The organism is Mesorhizobium sp. W067, assembly GCF_054719525.1.
The window spans coordinates 3125704-3150612 of sequence record NZ_JBTTII010000001.1 but is presented as its reverse complement, the minus strand read 5'-3'; the positions used below and the strand labels follow the sequence as shown (position 1 = coordinate 3150612).

Here is a 24909-nt window from a genome sequence, read left to right as displayed (position 1 = left end):
CCTACAGCCTCGGATCGATTGGCTCGCTCTCCAGCGCCAGGACGCCGAAAACACACTCGTGAACACGTCGCAGCGGTTCCTTGGCGACAAACCGCTTCAGTGCCTCGTGACCGAGCGCGAACTCTCTGAGCGCCAGGCTGCGCTTGCCACCCAAGCCTCGTTCGCGCAGGCGCACGAGATTGTCCGGCGCATCGTATTCGGGGCCATAGATAATGCGAAGATACTCCTGGCCGCGCACTTTCAGCGCCGGTTGCATGAGCCCCTTCTTGTTTCGGCTGACGAAGTCGTGCGGCTTCACTACCATCCCTTCGCCGCCTGAGTCGGTCAGCGTCTCCCACCAGGCGACGGCCTCCGCACAAGAACCGGCATCGGCCAGGTCAACCATCCGCCATTGCGTTCGCGTTACCACGCCGCCCCCGGCAGCCAGACGGTCCGCAAGCGTCATGTGCCAAACGTGGTTCTGGTCGTACCAGACGCATCCCTCACTTGCCAGCAGGTGGAACGGCGCGACCTTCAGGTCGTCGACGCCCGAGACCGGCCACACGTAAGGCGCCCAGGCAGTGGCGTATCTGGCGGCACGCGCGGCGCGGTCCTCAATGCGAGCCTTGAGCGCGGCCGTATCCACGCCGCGTGCCATCGCACGGGCCAGCGCTTCGCGGCTGGCCTGGAGCCCAGCGGCCGCAGACGTTGCCACTGGGGCGTACTGGCTTTCAATCAGGCTGCTTGCCTTGGCCGACCATGGCATGATCTCGGTGTCCAGCAGCAACCAGTCGCTGTTCAATTCCTGCCATAGATCCGCAGCGTCGACGCTGGCGCGCAGGCGATTGAGCAGGCGCTCCGTCATGCCGCTGTCGCTGAAAAAGGAGCGTCCGGTCCGGGTCCAGATCGCGCCTGTCTCGTCGCCAGATACCCCGAACCGGTCGCGCGCCGTCTGCGCGTTTCGGCACAGAGCGATGACTGCCCGCGAACCCATGTGCTTCTCTTCGCACAGGATTTGGGTGACGCCACGCTCGCGGAAATGACTGAGAGCTTCCTCGGGGCGTTCCAGCCAGCCGGCTTGGCTGCTGGTCTCGGATGGCGACATTGTCGGCGGCAGATATACCAGCCACTGCGGCGACAGCGCGAAGCGGCTCATCACCTCAAGTGCCGCCGACGCGTTCTCCTCGGCCACGACAACCCTGCCTTTCAGTTCGGTCTCGATCCAGCGTCGCCCAGAGACATCCTGATAGTCGAGCACGCCGTCGGCATCGGCCTGTGCCGATTTGCCAAGGCCCGGTCCGCCGAGGGGACGCACGGGTTCGGACCAGGTCTCGACTGCCGGCACGTCGACCAGTTCGCGTTCCGGCCAGCGCAAGGCAGTCAGCTTGCCGCCGAACACGCAGCCGGTGTCGATGCAAAGCGTGTTGTTGACCCACTCCGCCAACAGCACCGGCGTGTGCCCGTATACTACGCTGGTTTTGCCCCGATAGGCGGCTGCCCAGTCGGCACGGACGGGCAGGCCAAATTCGTCGATTTCGCCCGTGGTTTCGCCATAGAGGGCGAACTCGCGCACCGCGCCGGAACCGCGCCCGATCATCTCTTCCTTGAGTCCGGCATGTGCCACGGCGAGGCGTCCGCCGTCCAGCCAGACGTGGCTGCGCAGGCTGTCGAGGAAGGCCGGCAAAGCCTCTCGCAGGCCGCGATCCTGAGCGTCCAACTGGTCGATGGTTTGCTGCAGGCCGTGGGCGATCGTGACCTTGCGGCCTTCCAGCCAGCGGCTGAGTTTGCGTTCGTGATTGCCCTGGACACAGTAGGCGGTTCCCGCCGCGACCATGCTCATGGCGATGCGCAAGACGTCGGGCACGTTGGGACCACGATCGACGAGGTCGCCGACAAAGACGATCTTGCGGCCTTCTGGCGGCGTTACAGTGACGGTCCGATCACCATGGCCGTCGGACCAGGCGATGCTGTAACCGAGCTGACAGAACAAGGTCTGAAGTTCGTCGGCGCAACCATGGACATCACCTATGACGTCGAAAGGACCGCAATCGTCGCGCTTGTCGGTCCATAATGGCTGACGCGAGACCTTGGCCGCGTCGATACTGGCCTCGCCGGTGAGCTTCCAGACCTGACGGAAACCTTCGCGTTGCAGGCCGCCGAGGCCCTTGCGAATTTCGTTCGTCATGCGCTGGGCAACGCCGGCGCCGAAGGGACGATCGGCTCGTAGCGCGTTGCGGGCGACGCAAACATCAACACCCGGATCGATGACCACGGCGACCGGCAAAGCGTGCCATTTGCGCGCCAGCTCGACCCACGCCTTGCGATCAGCGGGTCGCACATTGGTCGCGTCGATGACGGCCAGCTTTCGATGCTTGAGCCGTTTGCCGGCGATTTCGCGCACCAAATCAAAAGCGTCGGCCGAGACATCCTGATCAGTCTCGTTGTCGCTGACGAACGCGCGGCAGCGATCCGACGAGATGATTTCGGTCGGCAGGAAGTGCCTGGCGGCGAAGGTCGACTTGCCCGATCCCGTCGAGCCGATCAGCACGACGAGGGCGAAGTCAGGGATGGTGAGGTCGGTCTTGTCTGGCTCTCTCATCGGGTGAACACCGCCATCTGCGTCGGCGCGCCGAGCACGGGGTCCACGGCTCCGATGCCACTTAAGGCGGCGCTATAGCCATAGATCTCGCCGATCCTGGCCGCCCAGGCTTCAAACCGAACCCGGCCCCATTCGAAACGGTGATCCGGATGGCGAAAAGCGCCGGCGGCCAGACTGGGGAACAAGGGGTTGTAGTCAGCGTTCGGCGTAGTCACGATCACGAATTTTGGCGCTGTCTCGCCGAAGATAATACGCTCGATCATTGGCAGCCGGTCTTCGTCGAGATGTTCGATGACCTCGACCAGCACCGCGACGTCGGCTTCCGCCCATCGGCTGTCGCGATATGTCAGCGATCCGTGCAGCAGCGTGACCCGGTCTTCAGGCGGTCCCCCGAACTCGTTCAGTTTGAGACGCTTGGCGGCCCATTCCAGTTCACGAATAGCGGGGTCGAGCCCGAACAGCTTGTGGACCCATTTTTCGCGCACGAGCCGATAGAGCAGCTTGCCTTCGCCACACCCCAAATCTGCAACACTGGTCCCTCCGGTCGCCCGAATGGCTTGCACCACGGCGTCCATGCGCAGGTCGTTCAGCCGGATGGGCGCCTCCAGCGCTTGCTCAGGTGCAGCCCAGGCCTCGGGGGGTAGGACCTCATTGGCCGTCTCCGGAGCCAGCCGCTCCAGGGCGATGCGGGCCAACGCACCTCGGTTGCGCAGATAACGGCGCACGATCAGGTCTTTGGCTGGGTGGTTTTCCAGCCAGCCCTCGCCCTTGGACAGCAGCTTGTCAATCTCGGCCTCGCCCACCCAGTAGTGCTTGGTGTCGTCCATCACCGGGATCAGGACATAAAGGTGGTTGAGCAGGCTGCTTAGGCGGCCGGTGCCAGTCAGCCTCAGATGACCGTATCGTGGTCCACCCGCGCCAGATCCGACAGTTTCGACCGGCGCCAGGTTGACGGTCCATCCCAGCGGTTCGAATAGATCTCGAACCAGGGCCTCGCCGCCACGCATCGGCAGCGGGGTCACCACAGCTTCGAGCGGGAGGTCGCTATCGGCCAGTTGCTGGCGCTCCTTCGAGATGCCGGTCATCGCTGTCCGCAGTACCTTGTTCAAAGCCACAGACAGAAATGACGATGCCGTATAAGGTCGGTCGTTTACATATTGATCCAGCAAGCCCTCTGCCTGGCCTTTGCCCCGAACGAGCCCTATCGGATCGACATCGAGCAGAAGCACAGCCTCACAACGCTCATCGGTCGCCTCCGGATAGAACAGCCAGGCCTTGCCGAAGGATAGGTCAGTCTCGTGCAGACGTTCGGGATGCTTGTGCAGCAAGAAGCCGAGATCTGTGGCTGGATGATGGGTTGTCGCGACGGAAAGGAACATCAGCGACCGATAACGCAGACAGGCCGAATAACCAATGGCGTTGCGCGGCAATCTAGTAACGCGATAGATCCGTTTTCGACACGCAACCTATCGCGCCGCCTGACAAGGAAAAAGGCAGGCGCCGAAGCGCCTGCCTTTTCAATGCGAATGACGGGGTGTGCTTACGCGGCGATTTGCGCGCTCGCGGTCTTGGCCACCACGGCATCGACCTTGGCCGTCGCATTGGCGAGCGCGGCGGTGACGGCATCAGGGCCCATGCCGACGCCTTCGATGCGGATGACGTCGACATCGGTCATGCCGAGAAAGCCGAGCACGCCGCGCAGATAGGGGATGGCGTGATCGAACTGCACGGCCGCACCTTCGGAATAGATGCCGCCCGAGGCGAGTACGATATAGACCTTCTTGCCGGTGACGAGGCCCTTGGGACCACCCTCGCCATAAGAGAAGCTCTTGCCGGAGCGGGAGATGTGATCGACCCAGGACTTCAGGGTCGAGGAGATGTTGAAGTTGATGAAGCCGGTGGCCAGGATCACGGTGTCGGCTGCGAACAGTTCGTCAAGCACGATGTCGGAGACGCCGACGACTTCGGCCTGGCGCGGCGTGCGGGCTTCAACGGGGGTGTAGATGCCGGTCGCATAATCGGTGTCGATATGCGGCAGCGGGTTGGCCACGAGGTCGCGTACGACGAGCGTATTCGACGGGTCGGCGGCGACGAGCTTTTCAGCGAATTCGGTAGCGATACGGGTCGAGTGCGAGGCAGCGCCGCGCGGGCTCGAGGTTACAAGCAGGATAGACATAGCGGTTCTCTCCAGTGGGAATTGATTTCTCCCGCCTGATATGGGCCTACCGACCCATTCAAAATACTGGTATATTTTCTATACGATCCATCCATAAAGTAGGTATGCCGTGCAGCCCAATCCGACGCTCGACCAATTGCAGATCCTGGTTGCGGTCGCCGACACCGGCAGCTTCTCAGCCGCCGGCCGCAAGCTTAACCGCGCGCAGTCCGTCATCAGCTACGGCATCGCCAATCTTGAAGCGCAGCTTGGCCTGAAACTGTTCGAGCGCGAGGGCACGCGCGAGCCGCAGCTGACCGAAATCGGCCGGGCGATGCTGGAGGACGCCCGGCGCATGGTCGGCGTGCTGCAGCGCATCCGTTCGCGTGCCGACGGTCACCATCAGGGGCTGGAGGCTGAAGTTGCGCTATCGGTTGACGCGGCGCTGCCCTCGCCGGTGCTGGTGCGGGTGCTGAAGGCGTTCGAGGCGCAGTTCCCGACCGTGATGATGCGACTGCATATCGGCACGCTCGGTCTGATCCCCGACCATGTCGTCAGCGGACAGTCGGATCTTGGCATCGGTGGCTTGCTGGGCGAGGTCGACGTGCATCTCGTGCGCATCGGCTTCATGTCGATCGTGCTGGCTGCCGCCCCCACCCACCCTCTGGCACTGCTGCCGAAACCGGTGGCGCTCGAGGATGCGCGAGAGCACACCCAGCTGGTTGTCAGCGACCAGTCGGAACGCACCAAGGGACGCGACTTCGGCGTCTTTGCCTATCGTACATGGCGGCTGACAGATGTGCGTATCAAGCATACGTTGATGCGCGAGGGGCTGGGCTGGGGCGGGTTGCCGCGCTGGCTGATCGCGGACGATTTGGCCAGCGGCAGGCTGGTCGAACTCGACCTTGAACCCTTTAGCGAGGTGCGCTCATCGCTCTATGCCATGCACCGCGCCGACCGCAGCCCGAAACCGGCGGCGGCCTGGCTGATCGACCAGTTCAAACGCCAGCTCGGCTGCTTCAACGAGTTCGACCCGGACGACCTGCCTGAGGATGAGCCGGAGACAGCCCATCGATCAGAGCCATGAGCACGGCGCGATAGTCTTCGGCCGAGGCGCCGGCCTCGACGGCAAGTGCTGCGCGGTCGAAGGCAGCGGCGAGCAAAGCGGTCAGCGCATCGGCCGGCAGTCTGGTCATCGACTGTTCGCGCATTGCCGCAACCAGGCCTTCGCGCAGCGACCGGTTGCCGTGGCGATTGTCGATCGCATCCATGGCGGCGCGGCCAAGCACGGCCGGCCCGTCGAGCAGCAAAAGCCGCGTGCGGCCGGGCGCGCGCATGGCGGCGAGATAGGCGTCCGAGCCGGCAATCAGCGCATTGCGGGCAAACAAAGAAGGCGGCGAGGCGCGCTCGATCTCTTGCGCCACCGCCGCCGCCTCCTGCTCGACCACGGCGGCAAACAGCGCCTGCTTGTCGGCAAAGTGGTGATAGAGCGCGCCGCGGGTGACGCCGGCGGCCGCAACGATCTCCGGCGTGCCGGTCTCGGCATAGGACTTTTCGATGAACAGTTTGCGCGCCGCAGCGATCAGGTCGGCGCGCGTCGCTTCGGTGCGGTCGCGGTTGGAGCGGCGCGGGGTTTCTCGTTGCATACATGCAGCCTGTATGTTATTTCGAATTACATGCAAACTGTATGTTGGCTAACGGGAGAAAGAAAGATGAAGACGACGAGCTATTATCCGGTGCTGATGACGGGCGACGTAGCCGGCACAAAAGCCTTCTATATCAATCACTTCCGCTTCAAGCCGCTGTTTGCGAGCAACTGGTATGTGCATCTGCAGTCTGCCGAGGATCGCCGGGTCAATCTCGGTATCGTCCAGGGCGACCACGAGACGATCCCCGAGGGGGGGCGCGGCCGCACATCGGGGCTGCTGATCAATTTCGAGGTGAGGGATCCTGATGCTGTCTATGAACGGATCGTTGCGGCCGGCCTACCGATCCTGTGCCCGCTGCGCGACGAACCCTTCGGCCAGCGCCATTTCATCACCAGGGATCCCAATGGCGTGCTGATCGACGTCATCAAGCCGATCCCGCTCAGCCCGGAATTTCAGGCGCAATTCGCGGCGGGCGCGGCGGGCGCCTGAACAATGGCAGCAAATGTCGGCAGCGGCTCCGGCCGCTGTGGCCGGACCCGCACCATGCGGTCTATGTTGGTGATGTTGAAGCTGGGCCTGCCGCATGCGTGACATCTGCCTTGTTCGTGCGCCATCCAATCTCGGCCTTCGGCCCTTGGAGCCGGGCCATGTGCCCGGCACCTGGCGTGCGCCGCAGGCGCTGAGCGAAGCTGGTTTGATCGAGTCGCTGGCGCCGGGGCGGGTGGTCGATCTCGACAGACCCGCCTACAGTACCGAACCGCAACCGGGCACTAGGCTGCGTAATGGTCCGGCGATCCGCCGCTTCAACCTCGATCTTGCCGAGATCGTCACCCGTGCGCTTGGGCAAGGCGAGTTCCCGCTGATCATCGGCGGCGACTGCTCGATCCTGCTTGGCGCACTGGTCGCCGCGCGGCGCTCGGGCGCGGTCGCCCTGGTCCATGTCGATGGCCACAGCGATTTCCGCCATCCCGGCAACTACGATGTCAATGCCTCACTCGGCTCGGTTGCCGGCATGGATCTGGCACTTGCCACCGGACGCGGCGAGGCTTTGCTGGCGCAATGGCCAGGTGTTGTCGGTCCGCTCGTCGCCGACGAGGCGGTGGTTCAGATCGGCGAACGCGAGAGCCGCGATGCCGATTTTGCCTGGCCCGACATCAATGCGACCGCCGTGACGCGCATCGACGTCTTTGCCGCGCAGGAACTCGGCGCGGCTGGAGTGTTGCAAAAGACAAGAGCGACGCTGGCGCGCGCCGGCTGTCCCTACTGGCTGCATCTCGACGTCGATGTGCTCGACCAGACGGTGATGCCGGCGGTGGATTCGCCCGGCAGCCCCGGCATCGACCCCGATGAACTCGTTGCCATTCTGTCGGCGCTGGCAGCGGACCAGCGCTGCACCGGCTTGGACATGACGATCTACGATCCCGACCTCGACCCGACTGGTGACCTTGCGCGACTGCTGGTGTCGCTGCTCGGGCGGGTGCTCTAGCCTCGATAAAGGCTCAGCTCGCCCTTGCTACCGGCGTCACCGTCACCTGGCTGACGCCGGTGCGGCGCACCACTGTGCACAGCGTCTCGCGGCCGATGCGTTCGGCGTCGAGCATGCGCACGAGGTCGTCGACGCCGGTGACCGGGCGACCGTCTATCGCCGCGATGATGTCGCCTTCCCTGAGGCCGGCCTTCGCCGCGGGTCCGTCTTTCTCGACGCTGCGCAGCCGCACCGCAGTACTGGTGGTCACCTGCGACAGGAGCGCTGCGCGGCGCGGCAAACTGGTGGTGTCGGCCGAGATGCCGATGAAGGCGCGCCGCACGCGGCCGAAGCGGATGATCTCCGAAATGACGAAGTTGGCGGTGTTGGAAGCGACCGCGAAGGCGATGCCTTGCGCGCCGTGGATCATGGCGGTGTTGACGCCGATGACCTCGCCTGCCGACGATACCAGCGGTCCGCCGGAATTGCCGGGATTGAGCGCGGCATCGGTCTGGATGACATCGTCGATCAGCCGCCCGGTCGAGGCGCGCATCGAACGGCCAAGTGCGGAGACCACGCCTGACGTTACGGTCCATTCGAAGCCGAGCGGATTGCCGATGGCAATGGCGATCTGGCCGCGCCGCAGCCGCTTGGAATCGCCGAGCGGCGCGACTTCGGTGAAGCTGCCATCGGCGCGCACCAGCGCGATGTCAGTGTCAGGGTCGCGGCCTAGCACGCTGCCTTCGCTGGAGGCGCCGTCGGGCATAGAGACGCGCACCGTTTTGGCATCGCCAACGACATGGAAATTGGTAACGACCAGCCCGTCCGGCGCGATGACGAAGCCGGAGCCATGGCCACCTTGGCCACCGACGCGCTCGATGCGGCAGACGGCCGGGCCGATGCGGTCGACGGCGTCGGCGACTGTCGTCGAATAGGCGTCGAGCAGTGTGTCGTCGGTTTCGAATTTGTGGGCGGCGAGGGCCATTGGCGGGGCTCCGTGTTTTCAGGCGCGATGATGACTATATGTGCGGAGCGGCTCGAACTGCCGCGACCTGACCAGATGGCCAGTCACATCAGTAACTAGCCGTCAGACGAGTACCTCCGGGCGCACTGCCGAGCGATATCTGGGGCATGAGAAAACCCAGGAGATCATCATGAGTGACTTCAACCTTAATGCATTTTCCGACGCCATCGCCGATCTCGCCGCCAAGGCTGCGCCCGCAACGGCAAGTTTCACCACCCATCACCATCGCACCGCCAGCGCCTTCCACTGGCGTGACGGCTATTTCGTCACCGCCGAGGAAGCTGTCGAGGCCGGTGAGGAGATCGAATTGACATTGGCTTCGGGCGAAGCGGTGAAGGCCGAACTGGTCGGTCGCGATCCGTCGACCGGCGTAGCGCTTCTGAAGCCGGCCGGCGCGGCCGCGGCGTCTGCGCTCGCCAAGGCGGATGGGGTGCGGCCGGGCAACGTCGCCATCGCTGTCGGCAGCAGTCCGGGCTCGGCGCTGGCTGTCTCGGGCTCGGTCGGCGAGGTCGGCCCCGCCTGGCGCTCGATGCGCGGCGGCACCATCGATCGGCGCATCAATCTCGCCGTCAATGCCGGCGGCCGTTTCGAGGGCGGGCCGGTGCTTGACGCCAAGGGCGCGCTGATCGGCATGCTGCTGTTTGGGCCACGTGGTCGTGCGCTGGTCATGCCTTATGAGACGATCGAGCGGGCCGTGGCGACGCTGCGTGAAAAGGGCCATGTCGCGCGCGGCTATCTCGGCGCCGGCCTGCACCCGATCCGTGACGGCGCGGCGCGCGGCGCCATGGTCATGAGCCTCGACGACAACGGTCCGGCCAAAGCCGCCGGCCTTGCGCTGGGCGACATCATCGTGGCGTGGAATGGCGAGGCCGTGCACGGCCCGCGCGAACTGATCCGAAAGCTTGGGCCGGATAGCGCGGGCGCTGCGGTGACGCTCGGCGTGGTGCGCGGCGGCGAGCAGCGCGACGTCGCGCTGACCGTCGGTGAAAAACCGCTGAGCTGAGAGGGCCGATGGAAAGCGACACGCTGACAAGGCCGGAGGCGGGTGGGCCGGAGGTGGGTGGGCCGGAGGTGGGTCGGCCGGAGGTGGCGGGCGGCGGACGCCAGCTCGTGGTGCTGATCGCGCTGCACGATGCCGCGCGTGCCGAGCGCCTGTCAGCTTCGCTTGCCATGGCGGACGATCTGCTTCCGGTCGTAGCCGGCAGCGGGATTGCCGACGTCGCTGTCTTCGATGACGCTGTTGCGAACAGTGCGGCCTGGCTCGATCGAGCCGATGGTGGCAACAGCGCAATCCCACGGGTGCTGCTATCCGCGAGCGCTGGCCGGCCGGAAAACCGGGTGCTTGCCGTGCTGCCTTTGGCGTCGGATGCGAATCTGATCGCGGCTGCCGTCAGACTGGCGGCGGCCGGCTACCGGGTGTCCAGGGATGGGCGTTCGACGCCCGCTCGCCACGACGATTTCGATGGCGCCGCCAACGGCGGAAGCCATAGCGGGCTGTTCGGCGAGGAGCCGTTGGACGATGGCGCTACCGCCCGTCCGGCGCTGTCGCCGCGCGAGGCCGAAGTGCTGGCGCTGCTGGCCGAAGGCGCGCCCAACAAGGTGATCGCGCGGCGGCTGAACATCTCCGTGCACACGGCAAAGTTCCACGTCGCCGCGATCCTGATCAAGCTGGGTGCTGCGAACCGCACGGATGCCATCGCGATCGCGATGCGGCAGGGCCTGGTGCTGGTCTAACCCCCTTATCCGTTTGAGCCTACGTTGCGTAACCCGTTGCAGGCTGCCGAGGCCTTGCGCAGTGCATTGCCGCCGCGCAATGGTTCGCGTCAGTGATGTAGCAAGGGAGGTGCCAAGACATGTCGCTCAAGGGAAAGACGCTGTTCATCTCCGGCGGGTCGCGCGGCATCGGGCTGGCGATAGCGTTGCGGGCGGCGCGCGACGGCGCCAATGTGACGATCGCGGCCAAGACCGCCGAGCCGCATCCGAAGCTGCCGGGCACGATCTACTCGGCAGCTGAGGAGATCGAGCAGGCCGGCGGCAAGGCGCTGCCTGTTTTGTGCGACATCCGCGAGGAGGCGCAGGTGGCCGAGGCGGTTGCCAAGACCGTCGAAAAGTTCGGCGGCATCGATATCTGCGTCAACAATGCCAGCGCCATCCAGCTCACCGGCACGCTGGAGACCGACATGAAGCGCTACGATCTGATGCACCAGATCAACACGCGCGGCACTTTCCTGGTGTCGAAAATGTGCGTTCCCCACCTGAAGTTGGCTGAGAATCCTCATATTCTGAATCTGGCACCGCCGCTCGATATGAAGGCCAAATGGTTCAAGAACCACGTCGCCTACACCATGGCCAAGTTCGGCATGTCGATGTGCACGCTGGGGATGAGCGCCGAGTTTGCCAAGGACGGCATCGCGGTAAATTCGCTGTGGCCGATCTCGACCATCGACACGGCTGCGGTGCGCAATCTGCTCGGCGGCGCGACGGTGGCGGCGATGAGCCGCTTACCCGACATCATGGCCGATGCCGCACACGCCATCTTCCTGCGGCCATCGCGCGAGACATCGGGCAATTTCTACATCGATGAAGAGGTGCTGCGCGCCGAGGGCGTGACCGATTTCGCGGTCTATGCGCCGGGCGCGACCGGGCCGCTGGCCGGCGACTTTTTCGTGCCGGACGCGGTATTTGCCAATTCGCCGACGAACGTCAAAAGCGTCTATTGACGGAAATCACGGGCCGCCGGCGCTGCCCCTCATCCACCTGCCGGCGTTGGTCGTTCGAAAAACCAAGCAGTTGCCTTTCGCCCGCTGTGCGGACCAGCCTCACCTCCCCATGAACGGGGAGAAAGGGGCTCATCACGCCTCGCCCTTCTTGCCTTTGCTCAGTCCCATCAGCCGGTCGATATAGGCCAGCATCAGCGCCGAGACGACGAAGGCGAGATGGATGATGGTCAGCCACATCAGCTGGTCGATCGTATAGGAAGACGAATTCAGGAACACCTGCAGCAGGTGGATCGAGGAAATAGCGACGATGGTCGAGGCGACCTTGACCTTCAGCGAGCCGACATCGATGGTACCCAGCCAGTGTACGCCGCCATCCTGGTCGTCGAAACGGCTGACGAAATTCTCGTAGCCGGAGATGATCACCATCACCACCAGCGAGGCGACAAGTGCGGCGTCGATAAGGCCGAGCATCTTCAGGATGGTGTCGGTGTCGTCGAGTGTGAAGGCGACCATGACGAACTCGTAGAGTTTTTTGCCGAAGGACAGCGCATAGACGGCGAGCGCCAGGGCCAGCCCGATATAGAAAACCACCAGCAGCCAGCGTGAGGCGAGGATGATCGATTCGATGGCTAGTTCGAGACGTTTCATGCAGCGGTTCCGGTCAGCTTTGATGTCGACTGGGGTATTTCGATCAGCTTGCCGCGGTTTGCAAGGCAAATTGCGACGCAAAAAAACCCCGCCGGGAGGGCCGGCGGGGTTCAATGCATCCCGCTGGAGTCGGGACGGGGCAGGGAACGCCCAGGCTTGAATCTGGGGAGGGCGGCCGCTCTATTCAATGAGCCGGTTCTAATACCAGTACAATTCTTGTTGAACCGGGATTGCTGTCCGCAGCTCGACCCATCCCGGTCTGCCGGGATGGGTCCTTGTTGTCGATCTGATTCCAGAAAGCTGCTCAAGCCATTGGAAAGCAGATCAATTGTTACTCGCCACCGGTGCCACCAGCGAGGTGATGCGACGGATGCCGACGCGGCGGTTCTCGCGGTTGGGCGCCGTGGTGTTGACCTTGAGGTATTCCTCGCCATAGCCCTGAGTGGTCAGGTTTTCCGGCGGGATGCCGAAGGCATTGGTCAGCGCTTCGGCGACAGACTCAGCGCGCCGGTCGGACAGAGCAAGGTTTGCCTCCGGCGTGCCAACCGCATCGGTGTGGCCTTCGATCAGGAAGGTTTCGGCCGGGTTCTTCTTCAACAGTTTCTCCATGGCCGTGGCGACGCCTTCCAGTTTCTGCACTTCGGTGTCGGATATCGACGCCGAGCCGAACTCGAAGTTCAGCGTGTCGAGGTCGACGCGACGGGCAATGTCGCGCACGCGCGCCGAACGCTTCACTTCGTCGATGGAATAGAGGCGCTGGACCTTCTCCACCGGCGGTTGTTCGAGGAACTCGTAATAATCGTCCGGGCTTTCGACATCTTCCGAATCGAGGATGTACTCGCGGCGCGGGATGGTGAGCCGCATCGGCGGCAGGTCGTCACCGGGATCGCGCCAGTCATTGTCGTCGTCATAGCTGCGCTCGTCGACATAGCTCAGCACATATTCGTGCCCATCCGGCGTGATGCGCGATCGCCTGATGACGTCGCCATTGCGGTTGCGGATGGTGACGATCTGGATGCCATTGTCGCGCTCGACGATTTCGCGGGTGCGGTTGCCCGACAGATCCTCGTAGTAAACATTCCTGGCGCCGCGGTGCATGCGCGGGGCGTCATTGCTTTGCACGATCGTCTGGTTGTTGAACTGCAGGATGACGCGGTCGCCGAGTTCCCGGACGACGTCGACGCCTTTCGGACGCCGGCGGTCGCGGATGTTCTCATCGGGTGCACGCTCGACGCGTTTGCCTTTTTCCTCCGTCACCGGGGCGATCTTTTCTGGCTGAATTGCCTGCTGAGCCGACTTGTCGTCGGTGGGCGGCGGTCCCTGGTCGACCGGAGCCGGCTTTGGGGCTTGCGCTTCGGTGCCGCCCTGCGCGGGCTGCTCGCCCGTCTGGCCGCCAGCATTCTGGCCGTTCCCATTTTGGCCGTCGCCATTCTGGCTGTTGCCGCCCTGGTCCTTGCGGTGCTTGCGCCTGGCATCCTTCTGGCTGTCCAGAATGGGTGCTTCGTCGGGGTTGGCCGTGGCTTCGCCCTGCGCCGGCGTCTCACCTTGCGCGGGCTGCTCGGCATTGGCCGGTTGCTCCGCAGGCTGTTGTTCACCGGTCGCAGGCTGCTGTTCGCCCGTCACCGGCTGTTCGCCGACAGTTTTTTTGCCGTGCTTTTTCGCCTGATCCTTCGGCTGTTCACCTTCGGCGGGAGCCGCTTGCTGATCGGCCGGGGGCTGAATCGGCTCGGCCTGCGGCGCGGGCTCTCCGGCAGGCGCAACTTTGACGTCTGGCGCTTTGTCGGCAGGCGCGGCCTCAATCTGCTGATCCTGCTTGCGCTTTTTCTTGCCCGACTTGTTGTCGTTTGCCGGCGCCACCTGTTCGGTGGGCGCTGCCTGCTCGGCAGGCTGCTGGGCCGGCTGTTCAGCGGGCGCCGCTTCGATCTGCTGTTGGTCGCGCTTCTTCTTACGCGGCTTTAGCGGCTGTTCTTCATTTGCCGGAGCTACCTGTTCGGCCGGTTGTTCAGCCGGTGCTGCCTCGATCTGCTGCTGGTCACGCTTCTTCTTGCGTGGCTTGAGCGGCTGCTCATCGGTCGCCGGCGCTGCCTGGGCGCCGCCCTCATCCGTAGGCGCCGCCTCGATCTGCTGCTGTTGATTGCGCTTCTTTTTGCGCGGCTGCTGTTCCTCGGCGGCAGGTGCGGCCTGTTCGGCCGGGGCCTGCTCGGTCTGCTGCTGATCCCGCTTCTTCCTGCGCGGCTGTTGTTCCTCGGCGGCAGGGGCGGGTTGCTCTGCAGCCGGTGCAGGCTGCTCGGCGGCCGGCGCTGCCTGTTCGGCCTGCTGGCGTTTCTTTTTGCGCGGCAGTTCCTGGTCGGTCTGCTGACCATCTGCAGCAGGGTCGTCCTGGACCAGGATCAGTGGCGCGGCCGTGTGCTGCAAGGGGCCGAAAACGGCGTTGCCCTGCAACGGGGATGCGCCCAACGGCGCGGATGCCATAAGCAGGCCAAGTGCCGTACCTGCCAGTACCCGTGGTTGGCGTTTCATCTTAAATTCTCCTTGTGGGGTCCCATCCCTGCCCAAACTGTCCTTGACCGGATTGGTTCCGGTTTGCAGGCATTACCCGCACCCAAGGACGATTGACCGGCGTTTTGAAGGCAACTTCATGTTTTTCCTATGGTGCGGCCGGAACTTGAAGTCACACAACAGCTTGACCTTGCCGCATGCGGAGGCCACATCTCGACCCATAATGGAAACGCCGTTCTGGAAGACCAAGACGCTGGAAGCGATGACGCCCACCGAGTGGGAATCGCTGTGCGACGGCTGCGGAAAATGCTGCCTGTCTAAACTCGAGGACGAGGATACCGGCGAGATCTACTGGACATCAGTCGGCTGCCGGCTGTTCGATGGACAAAGCTGCCGCTGTTCGGACTATGCCAACCGGCTGGCGCGCGTGCCGGACTGTGTCGGGCTGACGCCGCAGAATGTGCGCACCATCACGTGGCTGCCGAAAACCTGTGCCTACCGGCTGGTTGCCGAGGGGCACGACCTCTATTGGTGGCACAGGCTGGTGTCGGGAAGTGCCGAGACCGTTCATGATGCCGGCATCTCCATGCGCGGCCGCGTCCGCGCCAGTGAGACCGATCTGGCCGAGCCGGACGATTATTTCGACTATATGCTCGATGACGAGCCCTGAGCATTCTGGAACGGACGCTGCCATAGGGCGTTCTGCGCCATTGGACGTTTTTGACGGTCAGGATCGTTTGCAGCGGTGGAAGGGGCGGTTGCTTTCAACCTGTCGGGCAGATTAACCGAAAATGAACGGCCGGTTCGCGAAGAGTTCAGATTGCAAGGAGCATTCTCCCCCCATCGGTTCGACCAAGACGGGCGCAAGCCCTCAACAAGGAGAGAAGACAATGTTCAACTCATTCAAGACGGCAGCCCTTTCGGGTCTCGTAGCTCTCGGCACCCTTGCCGCAGTGCCCGCTCAGGCGGACTCGATCTATCTCGGCTTCGGCAACAACCATGACCGCCGCGTCGGCGTCTACACCGGCGACGATGAGGACGGCTTTCGCCGTGACCGCAATTGGCGCCGCTGCTCGCCGGACCGCGCCCTCGACAAGGCCGAGCGCATGGGCCTGCACCGCGTCCGCATCGTCGATGTCAATCGCCGCGTGGTGAAGGTCGCCGGCCGCCAGTATGGCGATCGCGTAGTGGTCGTGTTCGCCAATGAGCGCGGCTGCCCGGTTATCTATCGCTAAGAGAACCAGACTGATCTTCTGCGAAGATCAGTCTGGGATACGACCTTCTGCGAAGGTCGATCCGGAGGCATGTTCGTCTGCGAGGATCAGCCTGGAGTAGCGGCATGACCCTTCTAGGGTTAGCCAGGAGCCCCTTTCCCTCCGCGGAAAGGTGCGGCTCGAAAAAACCCCGGAGGCCAGCCCTCCGGGGTTTTTCATGTCGGAAATCTGCGGTTCCGGCCGACGGGTTCAGCAGAACCGCGCCCGGCCCCGCGGCCTGCTACTTAAGCTCGAATGTCACTGTTACCTGCACGGCGTAGGCATTCTCGCCGGCCTGCACGGGAACCGCGGCGCCTGCCGCATCGAAGGCCTTGGCATTGATCGGCATCGGCGCCGGCGCAACGTTCTGGTCGGTGATTTCCAGCACCCGGCCAATGCTGACGCCGGCGGCTTCAGCCAGCGTCTTGGCCTTGGCCATGGCATCGGCGACCGCCTTCTTGCGGGCTTCGGTGACGGCAGCTTTCGGATCCTCGTTGGAGAACGAAATGCCGCCGCCCTGGTTGACGCCGAGCGACACAGCCTTGTCGAGAATCTCACCTGTTTTGTCGATGTCGCGGATGCGCACCGAGAGTGTGTTGGTCACCTGGTAGGCGACAAGCTCGGCTTCCTGGCTGCCGTCGGGCTTGTTGGTGTAGGTGTAACGTGGGTTGATCTGGATGCCGGCGGTCTGCAGGTCGCGGTCCTTGATCCCTGCCGACTTCATTGCCGCGATCACGGCGGCCATGGCGTCGTTGTTGGCGTCGAGTGCCGCGCGTGCGGTCTTGGCCTCGCGCATGACGCTGAGCGTCAGCAGCGCCAGGTCAGGCGCCACGGTCGACTGGCCTTCACCCGACACGATGATGCGGGGCGGGGGCAGCGAATCGGCAGCGCTTGCCATCGCCGGAAAAGCGATCGCGGCGGCAAGTGCGAGCGGCAAAATATGTCTGGTCATGAAAATCTCCTCGGTGTGCGATCCAGTCGCGCCTGTCGACTAGGGCGCGAATATGGGCTGATTTGGGCGATCTCGGCCAGCCCGTCCGGAAAGCCTTGTGCCGCGCAAGGAAAAACACTAATCCAGCGCGCGTGGGGCCTGTAGCTCAATGGTTAGAGCCGGCGGCTCATAACCGCTTGGTTGGGGGTTCGAGTCCCTCCGGGCCCACCAGTTCATTATGTATCAATATCTTACGCCTAATTATTTGAGTTTGAATTGAGCGTTATCGCGTAAATCTATGGCTTCTGGGCAAAATGGTTTTGGGGCCCGTTCGTCAATTTTCTCCGTCTCGTTGATGGCACTGTCACACCTAGCTCAAGCCCCCTGGTTCGAAATACCCTGCAACGATGCGTGCGGCAATCCGGCGGCAACGACGTGCAATTAGGCGGGTTCTGAACTCGGCCGCAGTCTCAAAATGCGCTTGCCAGTTCGGTTGATCTGTGCGGATCTGGCAGCCAATTCCGACAGAATTCTCTTCCCCAGCCCGGACAGGTAAAGGCTGAGGCAACCAGGAGAATGGTAATCGTTAATGTCCCCAACCGCATCGTTTTCCATCGGTCGTGCTTTGAGATAGATCTCAATCGCGACCGCGACGGCGCCGTGTACTTGACGCCGGTGCAGGCTCAAGGCGTGGTGAGAGCCGCCACCAATCGAAGTCTTCGAGGTCTCCTTTCGGGTGCATGACGCGTTTTTCCACACGTGGACTCGACCCCTACTTGGGTGAGTGTCGGAAACGCAGCGTACTCCTTTCAACGGGCAAGAATTGCAGCGGAATCCGACGCGGGCAACCTAGCGTTCAGATTGTGTCAGTCCTGCGCGCCAATTGTTCGCTTGTCATCACGGATTGCAGGTGGTGCCGAATATCCGGCAGCAGCCCGGTGACGCTCCGATTGTGCCGTTGGATGCAAGTGAAAAAAACTACCGGGCAATCAAAGCAGACATTTCTGGACTGTTTGCCGACCGGGGCGGAGTTTGGTGTAACGCTTGAACTTCAGCCAGGACCGAAATGGCCTTACCGTCCGATCCAGATCACGACGCCCGCGAAACACTTCGACTGATCGGTCCCGATCCGCAAAATTGGGTGCCGGATCGGGAGGGCATCGACCACAATGTCTTTGTCGTTGGCGGCGGGCAGACGGGCGCGACCTTCGCCTTCGCGTTGAGGCGGGCCGGCATCGGCAAGGTCACGGTCATCGATGCGGCGCCGGATGAGGGCAAGGCCGGCATCTGGCTCACGCATGCGCGGATGAACCGGCTGCGAACACCAAAGGGCCTGCCGGGACCGGAACTCGGCCTGCCGGGCCTGAGCTTTCAGTCCTGGTACGAAGCGCGCCATGGTGCCGAAGCCTATGCCGGCTTCGACCGCATCGCGCGGACGGATTGGGCGAATTACCTGAAATGGTATCGCGACTTTCTCGGCATTGGCATTCGCTACGGCACGCGTCTCCTTCGCATCGAGCCGGCTGACGGGTATCTTCGCCTCCACCTCGATGCCGGCGGCACGCCATTGATCGAAACGGCGCGGAAGATCATTCTGGCCAATGGCTTTGGCGGCAGCGGCGGTCCAATGATACCGGCGGTGCTCGCTGCTCTGCCCCAGGGCTTTGTCGCACACAGTTCTGCGGCAATCGATTTTGCCTCGCTCAAGGGCAAAGCGGTCGCTGTCGTCGGGTCGGCGGCTTCGGCATTCGATGCGGCGGGGACAGCCCTTGAGGCCGGCGCGCAATCGGTGCGCCTGTTCGCGCGGCGCACCAGTATCGCCAGCGTGCCGATCAACCGCGTGCGGGGTTATCCCGGCGCCTATGACAACTATCCGCGCTTGCCCGATCCGGTGCGCTGGCGCCAGGCACTGCGCTTCCGCGAGGCCGGTTCGACGCCACCGCCCGATGCCGTGGAGCGGGTAGTGCGGCACAAGAATTTCCACCTGCATCTCGGTGCCCCCTGGACGAATGCGGATATCGACGGCGGCAAGGTCGTCACCGACATCGGCGCCGAGACGTTCGCTTTCGACTTCGTCATCGCCGGCACCGGCTATTTCGCCGACCCGACGCGCAAGCCGGAATTTAGCAATTTCGCCGCCTCGATCCGGCTGTGGCGTGACCAATACGCGCCGGCGGAAGGCGAACTGGATGAATTTTTCGGCGCCCATCCCTATCTCGGCCTCGGCCATGAATTCCCCGAGAAAGCGCTGGGGGAGGCGCCGTTCCTGAGGAACATCCACGTCTTCAATCCAGGCGGCTTCGTCAGTTTCGGCCTGCCGATCGGCGATGTTCCCTCGATCAGGCGCGACGTGCCGGCTGTCGTCGCCCGCATCAGCCGCGATCTCTTCCTTGCCGATCTCGACAGCCATGAGAGCCGCATAACCGGCAGCCATCCGGCCGAGTTCGGGGAGGAGGCCTACGCCTCTGCCGTCTGGCGGCCGGCACAGACCATTGCGGCGGAATAGACGCATTTCCATGTACAAACGCCGATGACCTTCAGCCCTGACCTTTCCGACCCGTTCGTCGCCACGGCGGTCGAGCTGCGCACCATCTTCGATCGCGATGCGGTGGCGCGCGACAAGGCCGGTGGACGACCGGTCGAGCAGATCCGCCTGCTCAAGGAAAGTGGACTGCCGTCGGCGCAGATTCCCAAAAACTATGGCGGCAAGGGCGCGCCCTGGCTGTCGGTGCTGCGCGTCGTGCGCGAATTTGCCCGCACGGATGGTTCGCTAGCCCATCTCTACGGCTACCATCATCTGCCGCTCAACGGCGTGTTGTTTCGCGGTACGGACGCGCAGAAGGACCAACTGCTGACACGCTCGGCCCGCGAGAACTGGGTCTGGGGCAATTCCGGCAACGCGATGTCGAAGACCTCTACGGCCAGGCGCAACGGCTCGGGCTGGATCCTGAACGGCTTCCGGCCGTTCTCTTCCGGCTCGCACATCGCCGACTATATCCAGGTGGCATGGGAAGACCGCCAGGACCGCCTGGCAGCTGCGATCCCGGCCGATCGTGAAGGTATCGTCATCGAGGATGACTGGGATGGCGTCGGCCAGCGGCAGACGGGTTCCGGTAAAGTCACGTTCAAGGATGTGCATATCGGTGATGACGAACTGATCGGCTCGCCCGCCGTGCCGCTGACGCCGTTCCAGACGCTGATTTCACTCTTCCAGCAGGCGGTCCTGCTCAACCTCTTCGTCGGCAGCGCGCAAGGAGCGCTGAGCGAAGGCCGCGACTATACGGTCTCGCAATCGCGACCCTGGGTCTATTCCGGCTATGAGAACCACACCGACGATCCGTTCGTTCAGCGCAAATATGGCGATCTCTATATCCGCACGTTGGCTGCCGCCGAACTCGCCGATGTGGCGGCGCGCAGCCTCGATGCCGCCTATGGCAAGGGCGAGGCCTTGACCCTGGAGCAGCGCGGACAGACGGCGATCGACCTTGCCACCGCCAATGTCTATGCCGGGCAAATCGGTCTCGACGCATCGAGCGAGGTTTTCGAGGTGATGGGCGCCCGCTCGGCCACCAAGGCCAATGGCTACGACAGGTTCTGGCGCAATGTGCGCACGCACACGCTGCACAACCCGGCCGAATACAAGAAGCGCACCATCGGCACCTGGTTGCTGACCGGGGAATTCCCGGTCGGCGGGTTGTATCGCTGAGGAGGCGCGGAAAATGGCCAGGCGCAAGGACAAGCTCAAGCTTGGAGCGTTTCTTCTCTTCACCGGCCACCATGTGGCGGCATGGCGCCATCCACAGGCGGCCGAGGGGAACAGCCTCGGCGACTATGTCGAACTGGCCAGGCTCGCGGAAGCGGCCAAATTCGATGCGATCTTCTTTGCCGATGGCGTCGCGGCGCGGCTGAGCAATCTCGAGGCTGCCAGCCGCAAGGCGCATAGCGGCGTCTATCCGTTCGAGCCCATTACGCTGCTGTCGGCGCTGTCGGCGGTGACCACCAACATCGGCCTGATCGCCACGGCTTCGACCAGCTATTCCGATCCCTACAATCTGGCCCGCCAGTTCGCGTCGCTCGACCATCTGAGCGGCGGGCGCGCCGGCTGGAACCTCGTCACCTCGTCCGATCCGGATGCGGCATTCAATTTCGGCCACGATACGCATATCCAGCACGGAGACCGCTACGATCGCGCCGAGGAATTCGCCGATGTCGTGCTTGGGCTGTGGGACAGCTGGGAGGATGATGCCTTCTCGCGCGACAAAGTGAGCGGGCGCTATTTCGACAAGGAGAAGCTGCATGTGCTGAACCACAAGGGCCAGCACTTCGAGGTGCGCGGTCCGCTGAACACGCCGCGCACGCCGCAAGGCCATCCGGTCGTCGTCCAGGCGGGCGCGTCCGGCCCCGGTAAGGAGCTGGCGGCGCGCACCGCGGAAGCGATTTTCGCCGCGCAGATCACGCTCGATGAAGCCACCGCCTTCTATGCCGACGTCAAGGGCAGGCTCGGTAAGTACGGCCGTTCAGAGGATGATCTGAAAATCCTGCCAGGCATCTTTCCGGTCGTCGGCCGCAGCGAAGCCGAGGCGCAGGAAAAGTTCGAACAGCTGCAGGATCTCATCCAGCCGGAAGTGGGCCTCGGTCTGGTCTCGGCGCTGGCCGGCGGCTTCGATCTCACCGCCTATCCGCTCGACGGGCCGGTGCCGGAACTGCCGGAGACCAATGCCGGCAAGAGCCGGCAGGCGCTGGTCATCGATCTGGCGCGGCGCGAGAAGCTGACGATCCGGCAGCTCTATTTGCGCATCGCCGGCGCTCGCGGCCACTGGCAGGTGGTCGGCACGCCACAACAGATCGCCGACACGATGGAAGAGCGCTTTGAGAATTACGGCGCCGACGGCTTCAACATCATGGCACCGATCATGCCCGGCGGCTTGAAGGATTTCATCGAGTTGGTGGTGCCGGAACTGCGCCACCGTGGCCTGTTCCGTCGGGAGTATGAGGGCAGCACCTTGCGCGACAATCTCGGCCTGAAGCGGCCGGCAAACCGTTTTTCGCGGCATGCCGCGGCGGCGGCGGAATAGGAATGAGCCGATGGCGCGCGACACGCTCTTTCTCATCCAGCCGGGTTTCGCCGACCCAAAGCATCCGGGCCAGACCTTCGTCTGCCCCTATTCCAACAAGGTCGAAGGGCTGCTCGCAGCCTTTCCCGATCTTGCTGCCAGGCTGGACGTCGAGCGCGTGCCGTTCGCAAGGCCGAGGGGTAAGGTGATCGATACGCTCGGCGAACGCCACCAGTCGCTGCCGGTGCTGGTCGTCGGCAGTGATCCGCCAGCCGACCTACCGACCGCCAAGGGCAAGGTCTTTGCCGACGACACAAGGCGCATTCTTGCGCTGCTTGCCGAGCGCCACGGCTTCCCGCATCTGCATGAGTGACCTGATGAGCTTCGATCCCGATACCTCCAATCCATGGATCGCCAAGGCGGTCGAGCTGCGCGACATCTTTGCCCGCGACGCGGTCGAGCGCGATCAGCTTGGCGGCAGGCCCGTCGAACAGATCCGCCTGCTCAAGGAGAGCGGCCTGCTCAGTATCGTCATTCCCAAGGAATTCGGCGGCGCCGGCGAACCCTATTCGACGGCGCTGAAGATCGGCCGCGAGTTCGCCAAGGTCGACGGCTCGATCGGCCACATCTACGGCTACCATTTCAGCGCGCTGATCGCCGCAAGGCTCAATTCGGACGAACCGCGCTCAGCCGATCTGCTGCGGCGTTCGGCTGCGGGCGACTGGTTCTGGGGCAACACCGGCAACAGCTTTTCCAAGACGCTGTTCGGCCGCAAGGATGGCGAGTGGACGATCGTCAGCGGCTTCAAGCCCTTCGCCTCCGGCTCGCATGTCGCCGACTATCTTTCGACCTCCTGGGAAGACGAGGTCAGCGGCGAGCGGAAGTTCGCGGCCATCCCCGCGGATCGTGAGGGCATCACCATTCTCGACGACTGGGATGGCATCGGCCAGACGCAGACCGGCAGTGGCAAGGTCGCCTACAAGGATGTTAGGGTCCATGACAACGAACTGGTGCGCGGCTGGGTGGACGCGTCGCTGCCGATCCGCACCATCGGCCCGCTGCAGCAGCAAAGCGTGCTGCTCAATGTCTTCATCGGCACCGCCCAGGGCGCACTGCTAGCGGCACGCGACTACACGCTCAACAGCTCGCGACCGTGGATGTATTCCGGCGTCGAGCGCCACATCGACGATCCATGGATCAAGCGGCAGTATGGCGAGCTTTTGGTCAAAACGCGCGCGGCAACAGTGCTGGCTGATCGCGCTGCGGCGGCAATCGATCATGCGATCGCGCGCGGCAAGGCATTGACCGAGCAAGAGCGCGGGGAAGCGGCGGTTGCAGTTGCCGCGGCCAACGTGCTGGCCGGCAATGTCGCGCTCGAAGTCACCACCGAGATCTTCGAGGTGATGGGCGCGCGCTCGGCGGTGCGCAAATACGGCTTCGACCGTTTCTGGCGCAATGCGCGCATCCACACCTTGCACAACCCCGCCGAATACAAGGCCCGCACCGTCGGCACCTGGTATCTGACCGGCGCCTATCCCGAGCCCGGCGTCTTTCGATGAGCGACCGGCAGCTCCACCTCAATGTCAACATCCTGCACGCCGGCTTCTCGCCGGCGGCATGGCGGATGGATGGGGTCGACCCCTATGCCGCCTTCACCGTCGACCACTATGTGCAGGTGGCGAAGATCGCCGAGCGCGCCAAGCTCGACGCTATATTCCTTGCCGATCAGGCGGCAATTTCGGATCGCATCGACTATCGGCCGATTACATCGCTGGAACCGACCATCGTGCTGGCGACGATAGCCGCCGCGACCGAGCGCATCGGCCTGATTGCGACGGCATCGACCAGCTTCAACGAGCCCTACAACATCGCCCGTCGTTTCGCGACGCTCGACCATGTCAGCGGCGGGCGCATCGGCTGGAACATCGTGACCACGGCCGATCCCGCCTCGGCCAGCAATTTCGGCCTGACCGGCGCGATAGATCATGGCCGGCGCTACGAGCGGGCCGCCGAATTCACCGAAATCGTCAAGGCGCTGTGGGACAGCTGGGAGGACGATGCCTTCATCGGCGACGTCGCCAGTGGGCGCTTCGTCGATGCCGCCAAGGTTCACGCCATCGAGCACGAGGGCGCGCATTTTTCGGTGCATGGGCCGCACAATGTGCCGCGCTCGCCGCAAGGGCATCCGGTGGTCATCCAGGCCGGCGGTTCCGATGACGGCAAGGAGCTCGCCGCGCGCCACGCCGAAGCGGTGTTTTCCGCGTCGCAATCGTTCGAGGAGGCGCTCGCCTACGCAAAGGAGCTGAAGGCCCGGGCTGTCGCCTATGGCAGAAGCGGCGGCGTGCCGCTCAACCTCGCCGGTCTGGCCACCATCATCGGCAGCACCGAGGCGGAAGCGGAGCGGCGGCAGGAAGAACTGTGGGACCGCATCCCGCTCGACTACAGCCTGACGCGGCTGTCGGGCGTGCTCGGCATCGACCGCGAGCGGCTGAGGCTCGACGAGAAGCTGCCTGACGTCATCCCGCTGCCGCCCAACGGCGGCCACACCTTCTTCAAGGCCACGCTGGCACTTGCCCGCAACAACGATTTCACCGTTCGCCAACTGATCCGGGCGCTCAACGGCAGTACCGGCCACCGCACCGTTGTCGGCACGCCGGAGCAGATCGCCGACGATATCGAAAGATGGTTTGTCGCCGGCGCCGCCGATGGCTTCAACCTGATGCCTGACGTGCTGCCGACCGGGCTGGAAGTCTTTGTCGATACGGTCGTGCCGATCCTGCGCCGGCGCGGCCTGTTTCGCAGCGACTATGAAGGGCGCACGCTGCGCGACCATCTCGGCCTTATCAGGCCTGAAAGCCGTTTCGCGCCGCAGCCGCACAAGGCGTCAGGGTTGCTCGGGGCCACCCATTGAACGATCATCAAACGATAACGGC

Annotated in this window: 22 protein-coding genes and 1 tRNA gene; 15 read left to right on the top strand and 8 right to left on the bottom strand. The window is 63.8% G+C overall.

From position 1 onward, the window contains the following. Nucleotide 1 precedes the first annotated feature (1 nt). From ACYG97_RS15315 to ACYG97_RS15305, 3 genes are all read right to left on the bottom strand, one after another. On the bottom strand, nucleotides 2-2578 hold the full coding sequence (locus ACYG97_RS15315) for a polynucleotide kinase-phosphatase (RefSeq protein ID WP_023733291.1): 2577 nt from the start codon (nucleotides 2576-2578) through the stop codon (nucleotides 2-4). Next, nucleotides 2575-4008: a 3' terminal RNA ribose 2'-O-methyltransferase Hen1 gene (locus ACYG97_RS15310; protein WP_245260775.1), complete on the bottom strand. Its 1434-nt coding sequence runs from the start codon at nucleotides 4006-4008 to the stop codon at nucleotides 2575-2577. Before ACYG97_RS15310 ends, ACYG97_RS15315 begins: the two co-directional genes overlap by 4 nt. Before the next feature lie 110 nt (nucleotides 4009-4118). Further along, nucleotides 4119-4754, bottom strand: a complete 636-nt coding sequence (locus tag ACYG97_RS15305) for an FMN-dependent NADH-azoreductase (protein WP_023672454.1) — start codon at nucleotides 4752-4754, stop codon at nucleotides 4119-4121. Between the two features lie 109 nt (nucleotides 4755-4863). Here ACYG97_RS15305 and ACYG97_RS15300 point away from each other — a divergent pair, with 109 nt between their 5' ends. Then, on the top strand, nucleotides 4864-5820 hold the full coding sequence (locus ACYG97_RS15300; RefSeq protein WP_023683802.1) for a LysR family transcriptional regulator: 957 nt from the start codon (nucleotides 4864-4866) through the stop codon (nucleotides 5818-5820). Here ACYG97_RS15300 and ACYG97_RS15295 read toward each other — a convergent pair. Then, nucleotides 5753-6379 (bottom strand): TetR/AcrR family transcriptional regulator, encoded by a 627-nt coding sequence (locus tag ACYG97_RS15295; RefSeq protein WP_023672456.1) that lies wholly within the window; start codon nucleotides 6377-6379, stop codon nucleotides 5753-5755. The two genes, ACYG97_RS15300 and ACYG97_RS15295, sit on opposite strands and share 68 nt — an antisense overlap. A gap of 66 nt (nucleotides 6380-6445) precedes the next feature. Here ACYG97_RS15295 and ACYG97_RS15290 point away from each other — a divergent pair, with 66 nt between their 5' ends. Together ACYG97_RS15290 and ACYG97_RS15285 are read left to right on the top strand one after the other, a co-directional pair. After that, entirely contained in the window at nucleotides 6446-6871 is a 426-nt protein-coding gene (locus tag ACYG97_RS15290; protein ID WP_023672457.1) for a VOC family protein, read from the top strand. 94 nt (nucleotides 6872-6965) lie between these two features. Then, nucleotides 6966-7868, top strand: a complete 903-nt coding sequence (locus tag ACYG97_RS15285) for an arginase family protein (protein WP_023733289.1) — start codon at nucleotides 6966-6968, stop codon at nucleotides 7866-7868. Nucleotides 7869-7881: 13 nt separating this feature from the next. On the opposite strand, the gene ACYG97_RS15280 is transcribed toward ACYG97_RS15285, so the two are convergent. Continuing rightward, nucleotides 7882-8832, bottom strand: a complete 951-nt coding sequence (locus ACYG97_RS15280; protein ID WP_023713892.1) for a S1C family serine protease — start codon at nucleotides 8830-8832, stop codon at nucleotides 7882-7884. Nucleotides 8833-9001: 169 nt separating this feature from the next. Between ACYG97_RS15280 and ACYG97_RS15275 the strand changes: the two genes are divergently transcribed. From ACYG97_RS15275 to ACYG97_RS15265, 3 genes are all read left to right on the top strand, one after another. Further along, on the top strand, nucleotides 9002-9874 hold the full coding sequence (locus tag ACYG97_RS15275) for a S1C family serine protease (RefSeq protein WP_023713891.1): 873 nt from the start codon (nucleotides 9002-9004) through the stop codon (nucleotides 9872-9874). A gap of 8 nt (nucleotides 9875-9882) precedes the next feature. Continuing rightward, complete coding sequence (locus ACYG97_RS15270) at nucleotides 9883-10605, top strand: helix-turn-helix transcriptional regulator (RefSeq protein WP_156937171.1); 723 nt, start codon at nucleotides 9883-9885, stop codon at nucleotides 10603-10605. Nucleotides 10606-10724: 119 nt separating this feature from the next. Further along, complete coding sequence (locus ACYG97_RS15265) at nucleotides 10725-11591, top strand: SDR family oxidoreductase (protein WP_023733288.1); 867 nt, start codon at nucleotides 10725-10727, stop codon at nucleotides 11589-11591. A gap of 132 nt (nucleotides 11592-11723) precedes the next feature. Here ACYG97_RS15265 and ACYG97_RS15260 read toward each other — a convergent pair whose 3' ends face one another. Further along, nucleotides 11724-12239, bottom strand: a complete 516-nt coding sequence (locus ACYG97_RS15260) for a TIGR00645 family protein (RefSeq protein WP_023733287.1) — start codon at nucleotides 12237-12239, stop codon at nucleotides 11724-11726. 324 nt (nucleotides 12240-12563) lie between these two features. Continuing rightward, nucleotides 12564-14759: an OmpA family protein gene (locus ACYG97_RS15255; RefSeq protein WP_023733286.1), complete on the bottom strand. Its 2196-nt coding sequence runs from the start codon at nucleotides 14757-14759 to the stop codon at nucleotides 12564-12566. Nucleotides 14760-14961: 202 nt separating this feature from the next. On the opposite strand from ACYG97_RS15255, the gene ACYG97_RS15250 reads away from it, so the two are divergent. Both ACYG97_RS15250 and ACYG97_RS15245 read left to right on the top strand, forming a co-directional pair. Further along, entirely contained in the window at nucleotides 14962-15408 is a 447-nt protein-coding gene (locus ACYG97_RS15250) for a YcgN family cysteine cluster protein (protein WP_023672465.1), read from the top strand. 220 nt (nucleotides 15409-15628) lie between these two features. After that, nucleotides 15629-15973 (top strand): hypothetical protein, encoded by a 345-nt coding sequence (locus tag ACYG97_RS15245; protein ID WP_023672466.1) that lies wholly within the window; start codon nucleotides 15629-15631, stop codon nucleotides 15971-15973. A gap of 259 nt (nucleotides 15974-16232) precedes the next feature. On the opposite strand, the gene ACYG97_RS15240 is transcribed toward ACYG97_RS15245, so the two are convergent. Continuing rightward, a complete protein-coding gene (locus ACYG97_RS15240; protein WP_023733285.1) occupies nucleotides 16233-16943 on the bottom strand; it encodes an SIMPL domain-containing protein in 711 nt (236 codons plus the stop codon). A 134-nt stretch (nucleotides 16944-17077) separates the two neighbouring features. Here ACYG97_RS15240 and ACYG97_RS15235 point away from each other — a divergent pair. From ACYG97_RS15235 to ACYG97_RS15205, 7 genes are all read left to right on the top strand, one after another. Next, a tRNA-Ile gene (locus ACYG97_RS15235) sits at nucleotides 17078-17153 on the top strand. 835 nt (nucleotides 17154-17988) lie between these two features. Next, the gene (locus tag ACYG97_RS15230; RefSeq protein WP_023733284.1) at nucleotides 17989-19428 is read left to right on the top strand and encodes an NAD(P)-binding domain-containing protein; all 1440 of its coding nucleotides are present in this window, start codon (nucleotides 17989-17991) and stop codon (nucleotides 19426-19428) included. Between the two features lie 24 nt (nucleotides 19429-19452). Next, complete coding sequence (locus ACYG97_RS15225; RefSeq protein ID WP_023733283.1) at nucleotides 19453-20628, top strand: acyl-CoA dehydrogenase family protein; 1176 nt, start codon at nucleotides 19453-19455, stop codon at nucleotides 20626-20628. A gap of 13 nt (nucleotides 20629-20641) precedes the next feature. Then, entirely contained in the window at nucleotides 20642-21997 is a 1356-nt protein-coding gene (locus ACYG97_RS15220) for an LLM class flavin-dependent oxidoreductase (RefSeq protein WP_023733282.1), read from the top strand. A 10-nt stretch (nucleotides 21998-22007) separates the two neighbouring features. Further along, nucleotides 22008-22349, top strand: a complete 342-nt coding sequence (locus ACYG97_RS15215; RefSeq protein WP_023733281.1) for a DUF3088 domain-containing protein — start codon at nucleotides 22008-22010, stop codon at nucleotides 22347-22349. A 4-nt stretch (nucleotides 22350-22353) separates the two neighbouring features. Then, nucleotides 22354-23535, top strand: a complete 1182-nt coding sequence (locus ACYG97_RS15210) for an acyl-CoA dehydrogenase family protein (protein WP_023733280.1) — start codon at nucleotides 22354-22356, stop codon at nucleotides 23533-23535. Beyond that, complete coding sequence (locus ACYG97_RS15205) at nucleotides 23532-24887, top strand: LLM class flavin-dependent oxidoreductase (protein ID WP_023733279.1); 1356 nt, start codon at nucleotides 23532-23534, stop codon at nucleotides 24885-24887. The genes ACYG97_RS15210 and ACYG97_RS15205 overlap by 4 nt, the downstream gene beginning before the upstream one ends. Nucleotides 24888-24909 lie beyond the last annotated feature (22 nt).